Source organism: Stenotrophomonas sp. CFBP8994, from assembly GCF_034044835.1.
Taxonomy (GTDB): domain Bacteria; phylum Pseudomonadota; class Gammaproteobacteria; order Xanthomonadales; family Xanthomonadaceae; genus Stenotrophomonas; species Stenotrophomonas rhizophila_A.
This window is the reverse complement of record NZ_JAXCWT010000004.1, coordinates 472,429-492,354: the sequence shown is the minus strand read 5'-3', so window position 1 is coordinate 492,354 and position 19,926 is coordinate 472,429. Positions and strand designations below refer to the sequence as shown.

At 60.3% G+C, this 19,926-nt stretch carries 17 protein-coding genes; 11 read left to right on the top strand and 6 right to left on the bottom strand.

Going from position 1 to position 19,926, the window contains the following annotated elements; all coding sequences use genetic code 11:
- Window positions 1-347: 347 nt before the first annotated feature.
- A complete protein-coding gene (locus tag SOM39_RS14220) occupies window positions 348-719 on the bottom strand; it encodes a MerR family transcriptional regulator (protein WP_320458691.1) in 372 nt (123 codons plus the stop codon).
- An 85-nt stretch (window positions 720-804) separates the two neighbouring features.
- Here SOM39_RS14220 and SOM39_RS14215 point away from each other — a divergent pair, with 85 nt between their 5' ends.
- Window positions 805-1,713 (top strand): alpha/beta hydrolase, encoded by a 909-nt coding sequence (locus SOM39_RS14215; protein WP_320458690.1) that lies wholly within the window; start codon window positions 805-807, stop codon window positions 1,711-1,713.
- A gap of 69 nt (window positions 1,714-1,782) precedes the next feature.
- On the opposite strand, the gene SOM39_RS14210 is transcribed toward SOM39_RS14215, so the two are convergent.
- Window positions 1,783-2,100 carry a winged helix-turn-helix transcriptional regulator gene (locus SOM39_RS14210; RefSeq protein WP_245357269.1) on the bottom strand — a complete coding sequence of 106 codons (318 nt, stop codon included), beginning with the start codon at window positions 2,098-2,100 and terminating at the stop codon, window positions 1,783-1,785.
- Window positions 2,101-2,254: 154 nt separating this feature from the next.
- Here SOM39_RS14210 and SOM39_RS14205 point away from each other — a divergent pair, with 154 nt between their 5' ends.
- The 9 genes from SOM39_RS14205 to SOM39_RS14165 all read left to right on the top strand — a co-directional run bounded on the left by SOM39_RS14205 (window position 2,255) and on the right by SOM39_RS14165 (window position 13,570).
- On the top strand, window positions 2,255-2,986 hold the full coding sequence (locus SOM39_RS14205; RefSeq protein ID WP_320458689.1) for an SDR family NAD(P)-dependent oxidoreductase: 732 nt from the start codon (window positions 2,255-2,257) through the stop codon (window positions 2,984-2,986).
- 101 nt (window positions 2,987-3,087) lie between these two features.
- The gene (locus SOM39_RS14200) at window positions 3,088-3,969 is read left to right on the top strand and encodes a hypothetical protein (protein ID WP_320458688.1); all 882 of its coding nucleotides are present in this window, start codon (window positions 3,088-3,090) and stop codon (window positions 3,967-3,969) included.
- A gap of 117 nt (window positions 3,970-4,086) precedes the next feature.
- A complete protein-coding gene (locus tag SOM39_RS14195; RefSeq protein WP_320458687.1) occupies window positions 4,087-4,842 on the top strand; it encodes a hypothetical protein in 756 nt (251 codons plus the stop codon).
- Window positions 4,843-4,928: 86 nt separating this feature from the next.
- A complete protein-coding gene (locus SOM39_RS14190; RefSeq protein WP_320458686.1) occupies window positions 4,929-5,522 on the top strand; it encodes a hypothetical protein in 594 nt (197 codons plus the stop codon).
- Window positions 5,523-6,297: 775 nt separating this feature from the next.
- Window positions 6,298-7,005: a hypothetical protein gene (locus SOM39_RS14185; RefSeq protein WP_320458685.1), complete on the top strand. Its 708-nt coding sequence runs from the start codon at window positions 6,298-6,300 to the stop codon at window positions 7,003-7,005.
- 261 nt (window positions 7,006-7,266) lie between these two features.
- The gene (locus tag SOM39_RS14180) at window positions 7,267-8,010 is read left to right on the top strand and encodes a hypothetical protein (RefSeq protein WP_320458684.1); all 744 of its coding nucleotides are present in this window, start codon (window positions 7,267-7,269) and stop codon (window positions 8,008-8,010) included.
- A gap of 55 nt (window positions 8,011-8,065) precedes the next feature.
- Window positions 8,066-8,242 carry a hypothetical protein gene (locus SOM39_RS14175; RefSeq protein ID WP_320458683.1) on the top strand — a complete coding sequence of 59 codons (177 nt, stop codon included), beginning with the start codon at window positions 8,066-8,068 and terminating at the stop codon, window positions 8,240-8,242.
- 163 nt (window positions 8,243-8,405) lie between these two features.
- The gene (locus SOM39_RS14170) at window positions 8,406-9,176 is read left to right on the top strand and encodes a hypothetical protein (RefSeq protein ID WP_320458682.1); all 771 of its coding nucleotides are present in this window, start codon (window positions 8,406-8,408) and stop codon (window positions 9,174-9,176) included.
- A 524-nt stretch (window positions 9,177-9,700) separates the two neighbouring features.
- Window positions 9,701-13,570: a hypothetical protein gene (locus tag SOM39_RS14165; RefSeq protein ID WP_320458681.1), complete on the top strand. Its 3,870-nt coding sequence runs from the start codon at window positions 9,701-9,703 to the stop codon at window positions 13,568-13,570.
- Window positions 13,571-14,093: 523 nt separating this feature from the next.
- Here the strand turns inward: SOM39_RS14165 and SOM39_RS14160 are convergent.
- The 4 genes from SOM39_RS14160 to SOM39_RS14145 form a co-directional block, all read right to left on the bottom strand.
- Window positions 14,094-14,480, bottom strand: a complete 387-nt coding sequence (locus SOM39_RS14160; protein WP_320458680.1) for a DUF1622 domain-containing protein — start codon at window positions 14,478-14,480, stop codon at window positions 14,094-14,096.
- 234 nt (window positions 14,481-14,714) lie between these two features.
- Window positions 14,715-15,503: a CHAD domain-containing protein gene (locus SOM39_RS14155; protein ID WP_320458679.1), complete on the bottom strand. Its 789-nt coding sequence runs from the start codon at window positions 15,501-15,503 to the stop codon at window positions 14,715-14,717.
- Between the two features lie 45 nt (window positions 15,504-15,548).
- Window positions 15,549-16,013 carry a hypothetical protein gene (locus tag SOM39_RS14150; RefSeq protein WP_320458678.1) on the bottom strand — a complete coding sequence of 155 codons (465 nt, stop codon included), beginning with the start codon at window positions 16,011-16,013 and terminating at the stop codon, window positions 15,549-15,551.
- A gap of 100 nt (window positions 16,014-16,113) precedes the next feature.
- Window positions 16,114-19,272 (bottom strand): autotransporter outer membrane beta-barrel domain-containing protein, encoded by a 3,159-nt coding sequence (locus SOM39_RS14145; RefSeq protein ID WP_320458677.1) that lies wholly within the window; start codon window positions 19,270-19,272, stop codon window positions 16,114-16,116.
- A gap of 279 nt (window positions 19,273-19,551) precedes the next feature.
- Between SOM39_RS14145 and SOM39_RS14140 the strand changes: the two genes are divergently transcribed.
- The gene (locus tag SOM39_RS14140; RefSeq protein ID WP_320458676.1) at window positions 19,552-19,926 is read left to right on the top strand and encodes a hypothetical protein; all 375 of its coding nucleotides are present in this window, start codon (window positions 19,552-19,554) and stop codon (window positions 19,924-19,926) included.

Here is a 19,926-nt window from a genome sequence, read left to right as displayed (position 1 = left end):
GGTCGTAGCCACTTACATGTGGTGCAGCACTTGGTACGACATGGGCCGCCCAACCTCGCCATACGTGCAGTACATCTCGGTTGGCGGGGAAGCGTGGCGCGTCGTACCCTTGCAACCGGGTTGGGCAGGCAGGCGCGCGAATCTGTTGACCGACATTCGCCCGGCAGGCGAACCGCGCATCGTCCGGGAGGCGGACAAGGAAATGCGTTGGCACAGGGAACCGGACCGGTACAAGTCGGTCTTAACGACCTGGAAAACCAAATGCTAGTCATCCCACCTGGCAACAGCCAATGACACCAGTAGGGAGAACTGGGCCAACCTGACGAGATGGGGGCAGAGCATGATGATTAAGCAGAAGCTACAAGCATGGCACGCAAGCGAGACCTCTGCTTGTTTAGCATTTCGATCTGCTTGTCTAGAATCGCCAGCCTCTTGCGCTGTGTCTCGCTGGTTTCTGGGCACGCCAAAGCACCTTCGATCAACAGCATGCATTCCGGGAAGCTACGGATCTCCTCCAAACTGAAGCCTGCCGCAATAAGGCGCTGTATTTGCTTCACCTGGTTGACCGACACCGGTTGAAACGCGCGGTAGCCATTTCCTGATCGGGAAGATGCCAACATTCCATGCTGATCGTAGTGTCGGATCGAACGCACGCTGACGCCGCTAGCTTCGGCTAGCTCACCAATCTTCATCAGGTCATTGCTGGGTTGCTTGGACATCGCGAAATCCTGGAAACGTCTACTTGACTCTAACACTAGTGTCAGCGTTTAGCCTCTGAGTTCCGCTCAATGAGGTTCGTTATCCATGGTCTTTTCCCCAGGCTCATCCATTCGATACACCTGGATCTATTGCATCGTCCTGTTGCTGGCGCCACTGCTTGCGCACGGCACAAGCCGGGCCTACACAGTTGAGTCACTGGACGGGGTCAAAATCGCTGTGCAAGAGGCGGGGAATCCTCAGGGGCAGCCCATCATCTTTGTTCACGGGCTGCTGGGTAGTCACCTCAGTTGGGACAAACAGGTTAATAGTCCTGAGCTGCAGCGCTATCGTTTGATCACCTTTGATATGCGCGGACACGGCCTGTCCGACAAGCCAGCGGAGCCGGACGCTTACCGCGAGGGCCGTCGCTGGGCGGATGACCTCGCGGCCGTAATCAGGGACTCCGGAGCACACGAGCCTCTGCTGGTAGGGTGGTCCCTCGGGGCTGCTGTCATCACCAACTATCTGGCTGCGTTTGGGGACGGACAGATTGCGGGCGCGGTGTATGTAGGCGGGGTCATCGAACTCAAGCCGGAACAACTCGTCGCTCAACCCACCGTTTACAGCGGCATGGCGTCATCCGACCTGCGACTGCATCTTGAAGGCGAGAAGGAATTCGTCGCGCTGTGTTTCAGTACAGCGCCTGACGACGCAACGTTCCAGCGCACGATCGCCGCTGCGGCCATGGCATCAAGCGAGATGCAGAGCGCCGTCCACGGCATGTCGATCGATGCTGCCAAAGGTCTTGGTTCTATGCATAAGCCGCTACTGCTCATCTACGGCGAGCAGGATGCGCTTGTTCAGCCAAGCGCCTCCGCAGCGCGGGCGAAGGAGCTTTATCCGAGGACCGCTGTTGAACTGTACGCAAGGTCAGGCCATTCGCCCTTCTTCGAGGAGTCCGCACGCTTCAACCGAGATCTCTCTGCATTCGTTGATGCAGCGAGCGGGCACTAAGCCAGGTTGCTACCGACCCGAATGCGTTCAGGCCCAACACGCCAATGGGAGCCGCAGGCTTACGCAAGTTCAATGCTTGCCTTGGTCGTATCGTGTGCATGCGGCTTCAAGCTCACTGCCGTTCTTCAAGGCCCAGCTACACAGCGCTTCAAAGGGCTGCTTCAGGGAGTGACCAAGAGGGGTGATCGCATACTCGACGCCAATTGGTGCGGTCGGCAGTACGGTCCGCGTTACCAGACCATGTCGCTCGAGGCGCTTAAGCGCGTCTGCGAGAGACTTGTGCGTGATTCCGTCCAATCGGCGCTTGATCTCGTTGAAGCGGGACGGTTTTGGGCAGATCACGGTAAGAATCATGATCGTCCATTTGTCCGCGATCTTCTCCAGCATCGGTCGAACCTGCGCCATGTCAGAGAGGACTTTCGCAGAGCTCTCAGCCGAACAGGTATCACCGGGTATATCTAGGCTAGCCATGGTGCGTTCTTGATACTTGATATCCAGTGTATATCTTAGCAGCACTCTTGGTTTTTACAGGTGCTCACGAATGAAGAAGATGGAAGGAAAAGTTGCCCTGGTCGTTGGCGGTGCGAGGGGCATTGGCTTGGCCGTGGCTGCTCGGATCGCTGCGGAAGGCGCAACGGTGTTCATCACCGGGCGTGACCGCAAACAGGTGGAGGAGGGCGTCGCAGCGATAGGTCCAGATGGCCGTGGCATCGTCGCCGATGCAAGCGTCCGTGAAGACATCGATCGGGTAATGAGAGAGGTTGGCAGCCAGTTCAGTCGTCTCGACGCCCTCGTACTGAATGCAGGCCTGAGTGAGCCGGCATCACTTGCCGAAGTGACCGAAGAACACTTTGATCGACACTTCTCGGTGAACGTGCTCGCACAGATCTTTGGCCTTCAGAAGGCCCTTGGCTTGCTTCAAGAAGGTGCAGCCGTGGTGCTGATGGGGTCGGTAGCAAGCTCACTCGGCATCGCAAACTACGGAACCTACGCCGCAACGAAGGCTGCCCTTCGCTCGTATGCACGGACATGGGCGGCAGAACTGGCCCCCCGCGGCATCCGCATCAACGTGGTGGCCCCAGGGCCTACAGATACCGAGATGATGGAGCGAGTCCCTGATGAGATGCGTAGATCAATCGTCGCCCCGATTCTTCTCGGTCGAATGGCCAAGCCCGCCGAAGTCGCCTCTGCGACGTTGTTCCTTCTCAGCGACGAGTCGAGCTTCATAACGGGCGTGGAGTTGTGCGTGGATGGAGGCATGGGCCAAGTATAAGCACCAACAAGCGGGGCGCCGGCAGCGACGCCCCGGCTGCCGTAATGGCGTTCCGTGTGAAACGCTAAGATGAGGGACGATCGACGGACGAACCTGGGTTCATGGCAGCAAAGCGCACTTTCCTGGCACTGGCGGCAACATCCTTGGCCTTGGCTGCGTGGCTGACATGGAAGCCCACCTCATTCCCCGCCCATACCGCCCAAGCGGAGACATCGGCTCACGAGCCCGCACCGCCAATTGCCGCCGGCATCCCTCAAACGCCTGGCTTCATCACTGCCAGCCCCCAGCGCGCCTGGTTCCTGGCCCTGAAGCAGCGCGCTGACGCGGGTGACCCAGCCTCTCAGCGTCTGCTGGCACAGGCCTACGACAGGTGCATGTACATCAATCCAAACGTCGGACAGTACAAGGAGCGGATCCAGCGCAGCATCCGGAGCGCGGAGACCGAAGAAAAGGCGACCGTGTTGGGGTACCTGCTGGAACACGCTCTGCAGGAGTGCGCTGCCGTGGAGGACGGGGCACCGATCGAATGGGAAGACATGCGCCTACTGTATGCGCAGGCGGCACAAGGCGGCGATCTGCCTGCACGGGTCGCGGAGACCGTCTTCAATCCACAGCCACCACTGAGTAAGGTGCAAGCGGCTGCCCTGCTGGAAGAGGTGCTGGCGTCCAACGATCCTGCGGCGATGTTCGCCTTGGGTGATGCCATGGGTGAGTTCTTCGGCATGCAAGTTGCCGAGCCCTACACGGCTCTAGCCGACGGCGAGCTCGCGGGGCGCGCCTGGCAGGTCGCGGCATGCCGCATGGGCCTTGAGTGCGGACCAGAGAGCCCGCCTGCCAGCAGGCTTTGTCTGCTGCAGGGCTGGTGTTATGAGGGCACTTTCGAGCAGGCCACACGTAGACGGTTGGGATCCGATGCCGAACGCGAAGCGTTGGACCGCCGGGTCGAGGCGATCCTGCGCGCGATGCCACCCGGCGCAGCGTAGAGCCGGGCTCTCCCCTTCGAAGCTTGGGGGTGAGGCCATCCCGAGCTTGTCGCCAGGATCAGGCCTCCCATAGGGGATATACTCCCCCTCAACCATGATCCAGGATGGATTTGCCCTATGCGTTTCACTGCAGCAGCCAGTTCGCTCGTCGTTCTACTGTCCATGGCGTCTACCGTCCCGGTCTCTGCGGCGGAACCTGACATATTCGGTATCAAATTAGGGGCACCATTGGCGCTGCCCCTTTGCCAGCTATCCATTCCCGCCCCAGCTGCCCCCAGAAGCAACAAAGGGATAGGGGCCAGGGCGTTCAACAAGCTGATGACCCCGCCGCCGGAACCGCCGAAGGCCACCCCACCGGCAACAGGGTTGTGCGTCGCGCCCGGCACGACAAACATGGCCGTAGGCAATACCGAGTTCGCGGCAGGCGAGTACGGTTACCTGGTCTTCGCCACGGATGAGTTCCCGGCGTGGGTGGCGCCCATCGGCATGGCGATCGGCGCGGGCGCGGATGACGCTTTCTCTCTGGAAGGTGCGGGCGGCCTGGTTCTGCTGCGCAACGGGCGAGTGATCGCCCTGCGCTTCAACACCACCGGGTTCGAGGCGCAGCCGCGCGTGATGGAGCTGCTCAAGCGCAAGTTCGGCTCGCCCAGTGCCGAAAAAGCGGTGACCTGGAACAACGATCTGGGCGGCAGCCGCGAATCGATTTCCGCGCAATGGCGCAAGCCTGATTTCTTTGCGGATTATTCTTCGGTCGTGCAATCGCAGCCTATGAGAGCACAAGGGCTGTCGGGTGGAATCGGGTTCCTAAGCATCGGCAATGATCTGGGGCAGCAAGTGCTGCAGCCTGCTGCAAGCAAGGAAGCGGAGTTCTAGGTCGCGCAATCCCGAGTCCTGGCCGTGAACCCTGCGGTCCGCAATGGCCAGATGACGTATCTCTGACGATGTAGGGAGGCTACAGCATGAAGATTGCAGGGGCGACCACCGCCTTGGTCCACACTTTGCGCCTGATCCTGCTGTGCACGCTACTGCTGACGATGGGCGGCTGCAGCCGCATGAGTGAGTCGTGGAAAGAGGAAGTGAGGCTGTCCGACGGCCGGCTGATCGTGGTGAAGCGCACTGCGAAGGGCACCATCACGCGGGATATCGCGATGCGTGCAACGGGCTGGAAGCCAAAGGAGACGACACTGCGGATCGCGCAGGTGGATGGCGCTGCCAAGCCTCCTGTGTGGCGATCGTTCCTGATCCCGGTCGTCATGGACTACGACCCGGCTTCATCGACGTGGTCGGTCGTAGCCACTTACATGTGGTGCAGCACTTGGTACGACATGGGCCGCCCAACCTCGCCATACGTGCAGTACATCTCGGTTGGCGGGGAAGCGTGGCGAGTCGTGCCCCTGCAACCGGGCTTGGTCGGCAGGCGCGCGAATCTGCTGACCCACATTCGGCCGACAGGCGAATCGGGCCTGGTACGGGAGCAGTACAAAGAAATGCATTGGCGCACGAGTTCCGACCAGTACAAGTCGATCTCGATGTCCTGGAAGACCAACTGCTAGTGCAACCTCTCGAGAGTTCGACTAGCGCGGTGGTACTGGCGTCGCCGGTGAACTAACGCGCCCCGGTCCAAATCACAGGAAATTCTATTTTATGTTATGTACTCTGAGCACAAGGCTGTGCGTGCTCGCTGCATTGTTGATTTGCGCTGCAGTGTGTAAGGCAAATCAGTTAAGGGAGAAAGAGCTAGCTCAGAGGGTTGCCGATTCCGATCTTGTTGTGATTGGCACTGTACATGAATTGCTGGAATGTGGAGCTCGCCAGGTCGGCGAGTGCTCACCCCATTCGCCAACCGCAGTTGTCATGGTTTCCGACGTTCTGAAGGGGGTTCCACCCCCAGAGCTTCTGTTTCGCTGCAATGAACCAATGGTTGAGTCAAGTCCTGGCGCCTGTCATCCAGGAAGGAAGTATCTTCTGTTCCTAAGGGCAGATGCGAATGGTGTATTTCATTCCGTTAACGGTCCGTATGGCGCAATTTACGTTGGGACGGGCTGACTCACCGGCGCTGAGCCGGAACCCTAATGTACCTAGGTATCGGACTAAGCCGTTTGTCCTGGAGACAAACCCGTCGCTGGAGTCGCTATCCAAAGCGATGGTCAGATTTGAGAAGACTGGCGGTAGTTGGACACTGGGCCCGCCGGGTAAGTCAGGTGGCTGGCGGGGCCGCGGCAATGTCGCCCCGGGTGCCATCATAGAGCCCCGGCACGTTATGATCGGCCAAAGGCTCAGCCGTCAGCATAAGGCGGGGTGGCTCCAAAGAGAATCGGGGTGACTGCAATGGATATGCAGGTGCGGGGTGGCGTTGATGAGGGAATACCTGCCCAAACAAGCGAGCTGACGTATTCCTGGCTCTATCAGCAGGTTCAGATGTGGGCCAATCAAAGCATCTACTCCAAGCCCTCCCGGGTTGAGAAGTGGTCGTTCCGTCTAGGCTTGTTGGCAGCCGGCGTCGGGTTGCTGGCTGCGGCCGCGTCTCCCTCAGCCCTTGCTCCGGTACAGGCTGCCGTAATCACGTCGATTTGCCTGCTCATCGAAATTGGAGGATTTCTCGTCGGCGGACTACTCACTGCCAAGCGAGAGTGGCGGCAGTACGCCAAACCTCGACTGTCTCATGCTGAGGAGATGGACGGCGACTTCGACTACTGGCGTACCTTGATCGAGTCGCTGCGGGAGTTCCCCCGCAACCAGCGAGAGGAGCGACTGCGCTTCGTGACCGCCCTTCGCCAGGGCATGACAGAACGGATGGGCCTCATGTACGGAGGCCTGCAGAAGCTGGGGCCGTTCCCGGTTCTGATTGCCCTCTACCTTCAGTTTCGAAACTGGGAGTGGGGCGACTGGGCGGGGGCGTTCGATGTGAATCTGGTGGGTGGGTTGCTGATCTTTGCAATGGTCTTGATGTATGCGGTTGGTTGGGTGTTGATGGCTGTTCGGACCCGACTGGATACTTACGTCAACTTGCTGGAGGCAGCTTTGAGGCCGGATTGAGTCGCAAGCCCTCGATAAGGGATGTCTATCGGGGGTAGGGCATGGCAGCTCCCGATCCAAAGCGGACATCCAGTTGCCGCCGGCTTAAGGCGCGAGGAGGTCTCCGGCGTTATCTCTAGGCCCTAGCTTGTTACGCACAGTCAGCCGCCCCAAGATCGAGCTGTATCAAGGGGCAAGCCCACCATTCAGTGCATTGTGGTTTCGTTGTATAACCTGACCCACGGGTTCGTTTATTAGGTAGTTAGAGCGAAGGGAAACTATATGACAGCAAATCAACAGCTCCAACTTGCAGGAAAGAAGTACGGCGAATGCGCCAAACAACTGACGTCCAAATTAGCCAACCAAAATGAGCCGACAGCAGAAGAATCGGAGCTCCTTATTGCATTTGGAATTGCGTCGGACTGGACGCGGAGAGCAGCTGCCCTAGACATTGACTACAGCAGCCGTCTCATGCGCAAGGCGAGGAAAACGCCTAGCGTGTCAGAGATGGTGAGATTTGGGCTCGCTTGGTCTGGAATGAACGCTATTTTCTCGCGCAACTCTACTTTCGACGTTCTAGGCATTGCTGCGCCAAGATCTGAACTTGACCGGTTTAAAGCACTAGTGGGCACGGCGCTAAGCCCCGCAACCCAGCTAGACAACGCGGCGACCAACTTGCAGAACCTGCTCAAGAGTCCAACTCTCTCGTATGTACCAGGTCATCCTAGCGGAACGGCCTTAGCCGTCCTGCAGGTCCTCCACGAGAAGTACACGCCAGCTCAATACCGAAGCATGGCTACGGGGAGGTTGATCCAACAGGCTATCGCAACGGGTGATTACACACGTTTGGACGTACCAACACTGATCTACTTAATGAGGAACTGGAGCGTGCACGGCGGAGTGTTGAGCAGCAGCTTCCGGAGTGTTCCGCGCTTCAATAGTTATATTGCAATAGTGAGCAGCTCTCTTGCGCTAATTCATGTACAGCTCGCGGAGAAATTTATAGCCGCGATAAGTGCACCCTAAAGTCATTCAAGCCGAAGCCGCTTTTCGGCTCGGCTCAACTCAGGACCTAGCAGTGATGGACACATTCACGGATATCTTCGAGCAACGTAAAGGCATTTCCACATACTGGCATAACAAGGCATCTGATCTGTACGCGTCGGCTGGCGTGCTGTGGGCAGCCATGGAAGATCCCAAGCAGGGCTCGGCGGCGGAGCAAATGGGACTCGGACAAGGCTTCGCGTACTCGGTTTGATGTTAGCCGGTTTATCAGATGCTATGTGGCATGTCCTGCATTTGACGCGCTCACCACAGCCGGCTGGGCAGAAACGGTACCCGCCCACTTGTTGGACGAACCAACCCGGCCTAGAATTGCGGCTGGGAGGGATGCGAGGGACGATTATGGCGGGGCTGCACTAATGAATGAGCTTGTCCTGATCATCGGGGTCATATCGTTCCCAGGCCTCATCGCGACCCTCATCTGTGACAAGATTATCGTTCACACGGGGCAGTGGACATTTCTGAAATACGGCATTTATACCTTCGTATTCGGAATGTCCTCCTACCTGGCACTTCAGGTCGTGAGCTTGACTCTCCATCATTGCGAGCGCCACCTGCCGTACCTGATTTTGTCGGAAGGATTTTTGACCACTTGGGCGGTGCTATCTTCCAGTGCAAAAACGGTGCACTACCCGGAGATGGTTTGGGCCACCGTCTTCGCGATCGCGGTGGCAGGTGCGACCGCCTGGGCCGTCAATCACAAGTACCTAATCAGGCTTGCACAAAGATTTGGGATAACTGACAAGTTCGGAGACGAGAATCTCTACTCATATTTTCTTAACTCCCCGGACATTGATTGGGTGTATGTGAGAGACATAGCCAGAAACTTGACCTATCAGGGGCGGGTCCAGTCTTTTGCAGAAGTGGACGGCATGCAGGAACTAGTCCTCGCTGAAGTCACCGTTTTTGAGTATTCCACTTCCGACGAGTTCTACAATGTCCCCTTCGTTTACCTCTGCAAGCCCAACGGCACGTTCGTTATCGAAGCTGTACCCAAAGAATATATGGGGGACCCAAATCATGAAGAAGGACATCAAGGAAAGCCCCTCCCGCAGCCAAGTGAAGGGAGGCGTGACGCGAACACCGACCACCCAGACGACCAAACCCGTCAAGCCACCACCGCCGCCTAAAAGGAAGGGCTGAGTTGCCAGTGATTCAAGGCAGGCGCAAGACGACTTCGCCCATGTCCCGCGAGCTGCAGAGTGAGCTATCGATCAAGTTGTTCGCAAGATCCAACCGCTATACGTTCGAACCGTATCAGGAGGAAATCGCACCATACGGTACGTCTACGGTTCGGTAGACACCCTGGCCAGGAGCTGCCACGTCTGGGCCGAGATCTCAAGGCGTGACACATCTACTTCGGCAGCGGGTCGTCGCCGATAAGCGCGCCACTAAACGAGTGCGCCACATGCCGTCTGGTACCCCTCCGCCTCTAAAGAAATGGTAGGGCGGGGACCGATGTAGCCCAACGACCTTGCCTTGCGGCCCAGGCGACTGCACTCTCAGCGTCAGGATGCTGATTAAGGAAATCGCCAGGGGTATCATCAAGTTTCACGCAGGAGCTGAGGCGAAGTCACGCGAATGGGTCTCGAGGACTTGAGCCCGCTGTTCTACTGGGAATGTCTAGACCAAGACAATTAATGCGAGCAATCAAGTGAAAATTAGCGCGCAGCAACTTGAAGACTTTGCGGCCAAAGAACCAGCAAAGGGTCTCCTTCCAGAGCTCGTTCGCCGCCTCATCCAGGCAAGTGCCGGCGGGGTAGGGGACCTCCGCTTCCCCTCTGGCGAATCCACATTCCGGCCCGGCGCCGATGGGTTGCTGCAGGCAACGGGAAGCCCTCCTTACGTGCCATCTGGGGTATCCCTGTGGGAACTCTCGACCGAGAAGCAGCCCCACCAGAAGGCAAAGGACGATATCGAGAAGCGGAGCAAATGCGAAGCACGGGATGCCTACCTGGATCATAAGCGCTCCGACATTACCTATGTCGCGCTATCCCTTCGCCGTTGGCATGGGGTGAAGGCTCAGAATCGAGACCAGTTCGAGAGCCACTATCGCGGCCTTGGCGTTTGGAAAGACGTCAAGATTATCGACGCGGACGACTTAGAGAATTGGTTAGATCGTAGCCCCTCCGTAAGCGCGTGGCTCGCCCGAAAGATGCAGATCATGTCGGAAGACATGAACGGAATAGAGGCATATTGGGATAACTATAGCCAGGGGATTACCCCTGTCATGAGTGAGACGCTTCTGTTGCTCAACCGGAGAGAGAAAGCCGACGCGTTGGTCCAGGCCGCACTGGCCGGAGGTGTCATTCGCGTCAAGGCAGATTCGCCAAACGAAGCAGCAGCATTCGTGGCGGCAGCGATCCTTTCATTGCCTAGCGAGGATCCAAGACGCAGCATCTTGCTCGCTAAGGCGGTTGTCATCGCCAAGCCAGAAGCCGATGCCTATCTCACGGATACCAATCAGAAGCTGCTGATCATCACCTTGGGGCGAGCGACCGAAATCGCCAATCGACTGGCGACGCGAGGACACACACTTATCGCGGCGTATGGAAACTCCCATTCAGGCTCTGGAGCGAACAGCCCACTGATTGAGCTGCCACGCGCCCGAAGGCAAGATTTTGTCGAGGCGTTGCAAGAAATGGGAATGCGAGACGTCGACGCAAGGACTACCGCCGGCGAATGCCACAGCAGTATCACCGTACTCAGTCGCATTCGTGATCTGGCTCGATCCCGACGTCCCGGATGGGCGAGTGCTGCCGATTTGCGCAAACTGGCCGCCCCCATCCTTTGTGGCGCATGGCGACACAACGAGCCCATGGATACGAAAGTGGTCGCTGCTGTCGCCGGCATCCCTTACGAACAAGTCGAAGAGGCCGTTGTCGATGTGTTGCTTCTTGATGATGCACCAATCCTGCGCGCAGGAGATCTGACCTCCCTGAGCGCGCCAGCGGATATCTGGCAGTTAAGCATTGAGCATCGGGGGATCACAAAACCGATGCTGGAACGATTTCGAAATGCCGCGATTGAAGTGCTGGCTGAGCGTGATCCGGCGTTTGATCTATTGCCAGAGCAGCGTGTCTATGCGGGTATCTACGGAAAAGAGAAGAAATATTCGGACGCGCTGCGGCGAGGGATTGCGGAAATCCTGCGGCTGATTGCGATCAATGAGCAAAACCTCTCCTACATTGGGAATGGCTTTTCCGCTCAGCATTTTGTGGACGGTGTTCTGCGCGATATCCCGGGCATCGCCTCGAACTATCAAGCCTTGGCAAGTCTGGACTCGCTCCTGCCTGACTTGGCTGAGGCAGCACCTGACCCTTTCCTTTCAGCCCTCGAAGCATTACTCGCGGATGATGGCGCATTGCTGTCCCCGATTTTCGAGGGCAGCGATGACCCCATGTTTGGCCGTGCTTACTACCTCGGGACCTTGCGCGGGCTAGAGGTGTTGGCTTGGGATCCAATTTTCCTGGGCCGTGTGACGAAGATCCTGGCGCGCATGGCAGAGCTGGATCCGGGCGGTAAGCTCAGCAACCGACCGATCAATTCGTTGCGCCAAATCTTCCTTCCATGGAAACCGCATACGAATGCGCAGGAGGACGGGCGGCATCATGCCTTGGAGCAGGTCTGCCGCGAGTTCCCTGGGATCGCTTGGGTGTTGCTGGCGAAGCTATTGCCTGAGCACCACGCCATTTCGTTTGGCACGGAGGCACCTGAGTGGCGGGAATTTGGGGCGTCGTCCCGGCCAGTACCAACGTATGCCTCATTGGTTCGCGATCATACCTTCATTTTCCAGGTCGCGCTGCCTCTTGCTGGGCATGAAGTAAGCAGATGGATGCAACTGGTGAATGCCGCAGTTGCGAGCCAGAACGAAGCCCAATTAGACATGCTGCTGAAACGGATTGAAGGCTCCAAAGACGCCTTCGTATCCACTGGACAGGCGAGTCCTTTGTGGGAGGTTCTGGAAGGTCTTGCCGCCAAACATCGCGCGTTCGCAACCTCAAGCTGGGCAATGCCTGAGTCGATGGTTCAGAAGGTCGAGAAATGCGCTGAACATTTCCGTCCAGATGATCCAATGGGCCTTTATCGACCGCTCTTTGACCATTCCTTGATTGAGCGTTCGGATCCAGATGAAACCTACGAGCAGCGCAGCGAGCGAACCGGTCGAGAGCGCGACGCCGCCGTCGCAAAGATTGGCGAGGGTGGCGTGGAATCGATTCTGAGTTTCGCAGAGAGAGTGAAGTCTCCTGGATTCTTGTCCCAGTCGATTGTCAGGGCGACATCCCCCGAGTTTGCGCGCAATTTCATCGTTACGGCCTTAAATGGCGACGAGAAAATCGCTTGGCTGGCCGCATCAGTTTTAGGGTGCGGGGCAGCGCACTTTGGATTCGAGTGGGCCGCAGAGACTGTTCGCTTGACTGAGAAGGAGGCGTCCGCTGCGCAGATAGCTGAACTACTTCGCCTATGGAACGACACGCGTGAGCTTCTCGATTTTGTGTCGAAACGATCGAGCGAGGTGCAGAGGGCTTATTGGGAAACGAGAGATACATTTGTTCGAAGCGATGACGAAGACTTAATCACCGCGGCGATTGCGAAGATGCTTGAACATGGGCGTAGCCCGGAACTTTATGAATTCCTTGGGACCCGGCTGGAAAAGACGGATAGTCACACCCTTCTGCAGGTGCTTAATCTTGGCTTCAACAAGGTTGTCGAGAATACGGATTACCTGCGCCGGGTCGATGGCTACTGGCTACGGGAGATTTTCAAGGCACTTCGCGTTCGGGAGGATGTAGATCGCGACACCCTAATGGGGCTGGAATATCGCTGGTTCCCTGTTCTCCACTCGTATGGCGAGCCGGAAGTTTTCGCACTGCATGACTACATGGGTGAGAATCCGGAATTCTTTGTGCAGGTGCTCAGCGACCTATATCGCTCAAGCGACGATGTAAAGAGTGAGCAGGCAGGCGAGCAGGCCGGGCACAGGAATGCGGAAGCGACATGCGATGATGGTGAAGAGCGAGCGCAAGTGCGCGCAAAGGCCGACATCGCCTACAAACTCTTGGAGTCGTGGCAAAAGCTCCCTTGGACGAATGATCGAGGAAACATTGATTACGCGCGGATGCTGGGCTGGATTGGCACAGCCATTGATTTGGGCAAGAAGGCGGGGCGCTATGAGGTTGCATCCGCTGAAATAGGGAAGCTACTGGCTTATGCGCCAACCGATCCGGACGATGGTGTTTGGCCAACTAAGTCTGTCCGCGATGCCATAGAAGAACTGGCTAACTCCGAGCTTGAATCGAGCTTCGTCATTGAGATTTTTAATAAGCGCGGAGTGCACTCCAGCCCTATTAATGGCGGTGGCGAGCAGGAGCGTGCGCTTGCCGAGAAGTCCAGCCAGGCTGCCGATCAGCTTCAGCACAGGTGGCCACGAACTGCCGGTACGCTTCGCGAGAATGCCAAACAGTGGCTAAGTCATGCGGAGCGAGAGGATCGCAGGGCAGCGGAGCGAAGAATCCAGCTTTGATCAACACCAAACGATTCAGGGGCGTTCCATTGGGCAAGAAGGCAAGCACTGCTCTACGAACCATGCTACTCAAGCCAACCTCCAAAGGGGAAGATGGGCCTGAAGGGCTTCTGGCCGGTGTTTCGGGGGTGCCGTTCCGACTATCTGGCAGCGGGTTGCAGTTCGGCATGGACAGAAGGTCGGCCTAAAGCGACCGCCCGACCATGTCGCGAGTTCCAATGCTTTCCCACAGGGTGAACATGTGTCCGCCCTGAAACGCAAAACCGGCCCAAGGGCCGGTCGAGTTGATGCGATCGTGTGGGTCCAGGTCACTCTTGCTGGTAGCTCGTCCTTGGTGGGGGAGCGATTAGGGGAGCAAGAACCGAACCAGAGACCCAGCTGTTGCCAGTGGCGCAAGCGCGTGAGGAACTCAATCACTTGATTTCGCATAATGTATATTATGTAAGAAGCAAGCTGTGTTCATAGGGAACGCGCATTGCAGCCAAACGCTCCCAGCAATCCCCATGCTCGCCCCACGCCATGACTACTTCTCCTCTCCCGCAGGTGTGCGATCCAAGGGGCGTTTCCATGGCCAGAACCCCTCGACTTCCAGGACCACCGACCAGCTGAGGAAGGTCCGGATGATGACAAGCAGGCCCAGGGAAAGAATGGCGCGGAGGGTGCTGTCCAGCGCAACCGTACGGATGATGTCCGCCGCCACCAATATTTCCAGACCCAGCAACAGTGCCCGTCCGAGCCTGCGACGGAACTGTTCGTAGCTTTCCACGCGGTCCTTGTGCTGCACGGCCAAGGCGATCACGTAAACCGCTGTCGACACCACGATGGTCACGACGATCAACGCGATTGCCAGCAATTCTATCGCCAGAGCCGACCATTCGACCCAATGGATCGCAGCCTCTTCGCTCAGCATGAAAATGCTCCGAAAGGTCAGTGTTCCCATCGCAACTGGACGCCCTCAGCGAGCGCCGAATCGGCAAGCGTTTCCAATCCAGTCGCAACTTGCGAGTGTCTAGCCTGAGGAGGTTCAGACAGGGCAACCAGCGTTTAAATACCTAGCCCAGGCCAGTAAAATTACGCGGCCTGTCATTGGGGCGGTCCATCCCGGCTCGCGTGATGCGTCACGCAAATGGGCGGGAACTGCAGGTCAGGGGCTGACCTCGTCGCGTTGCCGCTCGATCTGCAGCAGCACGTCGGCCTTTCCCTCTTCCGCCGGCATCCTCCGGACCAGGTTCCGCAGCATCTGCAGGTCCTGAAGCCAGCCCAGCCCGTCACTGGTCCTGTGCAGTGCCTTCGCCTTCCTGTTGCTGGCAACATGGCCCTTGGCATCTCCGCCCAACGCACCGAGCGCCTGCCCGGCATCGAGTTGCATGCGCAGTCGTCGCACACGTCTTCGCCAACGGTGGATGGCTTCGGCGTCACCGTCCGAAGCCGCGCGGGAGGCGGCCCGCTTCACCCGTCGCTCGCTGCGTGCGAGCGCGGCCCGAACGTGCCGCCGTCGCAGACGGTCCCACGGCTGGGCATCAAGCCGCTGCAGAACGCGCTCGATCGTCCTTCGCCTGCGTGCAAATTGCGGGTCGACGGCCGCAGCGTGCTGCAGAATGCCCGCGCGCCTCTCCTCAAGCGTGCCCACTACCGCTGCCCACGCGGGACCGGGGTGCAAGGCCTGAAGCCGTTTGGCCGCCTCGACCACCACATGCGCATCCCGAAGCGCTGAAAGGCCTTTGCCGAGCCGTCGGAGCGAGCGATCCTCCCGCTCGAGCTCGAATTCATCCTCATCCAGCAGCGCCAGCACCGCCCGCATGCGTCGAATGGCCTTGCGTGCCGCATGGATGCCTTCGTTCCGGTCGCCGGGGGCAGCCAACGCCGCCAGCACACGGGCGCCGTCCTGCGCCAGGAGCTCCCGCGCTACCGCACCAGGTGCATCTGCCAGCATGGGTGACTCCGCGCCATGACGTCGCCCTGAGTGTATCGAATCCGCTCAGCCTGGCCCCGGCGTGCCGGGCTTCCCAGGATCCAGCTGGGCATCCAGGACACGTTCGACAAACGCCACCGCATTGCGCAGCACCTCGTCGAAGTCGGCCGCTTCGGCCACATCCGGCTGGATCCAGCGCTGGTCCCTCAACGCGACCACGAACACGAAGGCCGGCTTGCCCTGCGGCTGCCACGCGGTTACATGGAAATCCTGTCCACGATACGACGCATCCAGCGTGGCACTGGCGACAGTGGCCTGCCCGGCCTGCCGCGACGCGTCGCCCCATACGTCGCCTGCCTGGGCTGCCTGCTCCGGATCCCGCACCTCCGCGCCGAAGCGCACCAGCCGGGCCGCTGGCAGGCGGCTGTACCTGCCGGAAGACACATCGGAGATGCCGCACAGCGCGGTCGGGCGCGGGCCACGCACCTGCACCAGGCCAGCGGAGGAACGGTTGGAAGTCAGTCTGGACATCGGGCCTGCCCCACTTCGATCACCTGGTCAAAGTCTGGCGGCGGGCCCGGTCGGGCGCATCAGTAAAGCCGCGGGGAGATCGTGCGTACTCTTACTTAGCTCACCATCGATACCGTGCGCCAATCCGCAGAATGGTCTCGGCGTAGTGCTGGACGCCCTGCTGGTAGCCCACGTTTGCCCATGTGCTCCAGGCGGGCCCCAACCATGCGTTCACGCCGAGCTTCAGCTCGTAGCGGTCGCCCGGGTACAGGTCGCCCAGCTGCACGCCATTGAACGCCAGCCGGTCCGGAACGCGGTCGTGCCACCAGTTCAAGGTCAGGTAGGGCTGGAACCGGTGCTCGCCGGACAACCACGTGCGGTGCGTGCGAACGCCAAGCCGGGAGACCCATCCGGCGCCATCGGTGCCGGAGACGCGGGTGCCATTGACCTCGACGGTGTCGTCTTCATCGTAATCAAGGCGCACCAACTGGAGTTGGGGCTCAAGGAACCAGTCGCTGCCCTGCCCCACCTGCAGCGCATATCCCGCTTCGGCAGACAGCGTCCAGGTGCGCGCATCGTAACGGACCTCGGGCAGGCCGTCGCCCTGCACGGTGTTGCGATAACGACCATGGGTCACCCAACCATCGAGGTACGGCCCGGTTTCCCCGGGTCCATTCGCATACCAGGTGCCGTAGGCCCCCAGGCTCCATCCCTCGGTCTTGCCGCGTGAGCGCGCGGGATTGCCGGCGGCGGTCGCGTCGTTGTCTGCAGTGCCATGACCCAGCATCGCGCCGAGGTGGAACGTGCCCTGCCCGCTGCCGGTCTGCCAGCGTCCTGCGTCAGTGCCCACCTGCACCAGCGTGGCGTCCGTATCGATATCGAAGGCGCCGTCGCGGCTGCGGCTGCGGCCATCGCTGCCCACTATGCGCAGCCATGCCGAGGCATGGGTCGTTTCACTCTCGTCATCACCGCGATCAGGCCATCCGTTTTCACCCAGGCGGTCGTGGAGGCTGTGTACGAACATGGCGGCGGCCTGCCGCTGGTTCGCCAGGTACGTTCCCACTTCAGGGCGATACAAGGGCTCGATTTCCTGCGAGGGCGCCTCCGGGACGACCGGTGGAGGCGCCGGCGGAGGTGGCGGCAACGGCGGCTCGGGTGGCACGGGCGGGTCCGGTGGCACCGGAGGCGTCGGCGGAACGGGAGGAGTGGGCGGCGGCTCGGGCGGCGGCTCGGTAGGCAAGCGCTGGGAGGTAAGGAACCATGCCTGCGGGCGCGACGCATCACGGCTTCCTCGAACAAGCTGGTATTCGTATGGCCCTTCCACCACACGCTGCAGCAGCGCGAACGCATCCACGCTGGTGCCTGCACCATTCTGGGTATCGACCAGCAGAATGCCGTCGCCGCCGGTCAGTGCACCCTCGCCGCCGCTGCGAAGCACGCGCAACCCGGTCTGGCCGCTGGCGGTGCCGCCCGCGATCACCAGGCGATCCGACGGTGAACCGTCGCCCGCCAACCAGGTGTTGAGCGTGACCGCCCCACCCTCGCCCACATACTCGGTCACCGTGAGGGTCTTATAGCTCGCAAGGCTGGCGGCAGAACCAACGGGCATGCCAAACACGATGTCAGCTGTCCGGTTGGCCAGCCGGGATACAACCGAGGAACCGGTCATTGCCCAGCGTGTCCCGGCCTGCAACTGCATCTCCGAATAGCTCCCGGGCTCGGTCAGCGCAGCCCCGTCCAGCGATGCGCCGGTGGCGGTCAGCCCGAGACTGCCGCTGCGCGCGCCGACAGCGGCCACGCTGAAGAGGGTGCCGCTGCCACTTCCCACCTCCACGCCCTCTGCCAGCGTCAGATCCAATCGCGAGCCGGCCACCTGGATCGCGGGCGCCTGCGCACTCACCAGACGGCCGCCGGACAACGAGGCAACGTTGGAACGGGTGGCGCTGGTCGTGCTGGAATAGAGCCCTGCAGCGTCCGCGCCCCGCGTACGGATCACGCTGTCAACGGCAGTGATGCTGCCGCCGGAAATAACCGCCAGGCCGTGCGCCATGGCATTGAGGGTCGTCACCGACGCGCCCTGCAACGTCACCGTCGGGGTTCCATCAACGAACGGGCTGCCAGCCGACACGGCACCGTAGGCGGCATTGCCGGACGTGATGATCGTTCCGTTGACGAAGCGCAGGTCGCCCATGGTCGCGGGGGCGAGAACGGAGTGCGAAGCGAACACGCCGTAGACGCCATCGGCCGGAACCTGGACGCTGACCTGGTCAGCCACCAGTTCGCCGCCCAGCGCGAACAGCCCCGCGCCTTGGCGCAGGAATGTCGTGCCAAACGTCGCGCCACTGGGCTCGATGGTCCTGACAATGCCGCCATGCGAGTCGCTGATGGTGAAAGCAGCGTTGCTGATCGCCACACGCGACTGCGTGTCCGCCACCACCCCCATGCCGGCCCCCTGTACCGTCAGGCCGCTGGCGGTGATGTCCGCGCCGCGGGTGGCGGTTATGCCGGTGCCGGCAATCCCGGTGAAGGTGATCGATGTGCCATCCACGGTGCCCGCGGGCACGAGGGTGTTGTCGGCGACGATGCCGGCGGAGCCGGCGTTCACCGTGGCCGGGTTACCCAGCGTGAGCTGCGTGGTTGCATCGGCGTACACCCGTCCGCCGTTGGACAGATACAGGCCCGTGACATCGTGGCCGCTGTTGGCAATGCGCGTTCCGTTGCGCGCGTCTATCACGCTGCCTGCATCCACCGCCATCAGTGCGGCACCGCCCGGGGCGCTGTCCGGGCCGGTGAGTGCGATGCTGCTGCCGTCGACCAGCACCACGCGGCTCAGACTGTCGGCACGGACCCCGTAAGCGCTGCGGGAGAAATTGGAGGTGAGCGTGAGTCCCAGTGTGATGTCGCTGTTCTGCACGGCCCGCACGCCATAACCGGACACGTTGTTGCCGGTGGTGGCATTGTTAATTTCCAGGCGGATGCCGCTGCCCAGTAAATCGGCGAACCGGCTGTTGCTGACGCTGATGCCCAGCACCCCCAACCCGCTCGCATTGAGCTGGATAAGGGTCTGCGGACCCATCAGCACCTGGCCGCCGTTGATCATGTCGATCGCATGGCGGGTGGAGGACGTGGAAGTGATGATAGTCGCGCCCGGGCGCAGATCGATCTGCGTGCCGGGGTTCGTTGCCGACACTGCTGCATTCGTATTGGTGGCGCGCAGCTCGGTGCCGGCTGGGATCTCGCAGGTGCCGGAGGAAAGGGCGACGCGGGCGGAAACCACCACGCAGGGGTCGGCGCGGACTGGCGGCGCCACCCCGAGGGATGCACCCAGTGCGATCGCACAGCTGGCGCCGTACGCAGCCCTGCTTGGCATGACGGTCCTCTGCCGCCGCGCAACCCGGCGCGGCTACCTTGACCCCCATGGTCCTCCTGCGCTTGGTCGGCGACCATCCCATTGCCGCCCGGCACGCTCAGTAAATCTACTGGCCCGTTCTTCCACGCGCTTTTCATGCGCCCGGTACAACCCTGTGCGGAGTCCGGTTCACGCCGCGAGGAATGCCCCATGCTGCCCGCCCTGCTCCGACGTATCGCCGTTCAGCTGTTCGACAATGGCGTGCTTCGGCTGATCTTCGAGAACACGCGCAACATGGCGGTGTCCTCGCTGATCACTGCCGCCGGGCTCGAAGTTGTCCGCGCGGGGCCGGGCGACCTCGACCTGGTCAACCCCACCGTGGCCGGCTATGTGGTGGTCACCATCGGGGTCAGCCTGCTGCTGCTGAACCTGGGCGACGGGCTGTGGCGGCTGAGCCGCATGAAGTCGCACCTGCTCCTGCAGATCCTGCTGTGCGGCGCCTACGCCTTCATCTTCTGGCGCGTGGTGTACCTGGTGCTGTACTTCAAGGCGGGCGGTGGGATGAGCATGAACACCGGCGGCTGA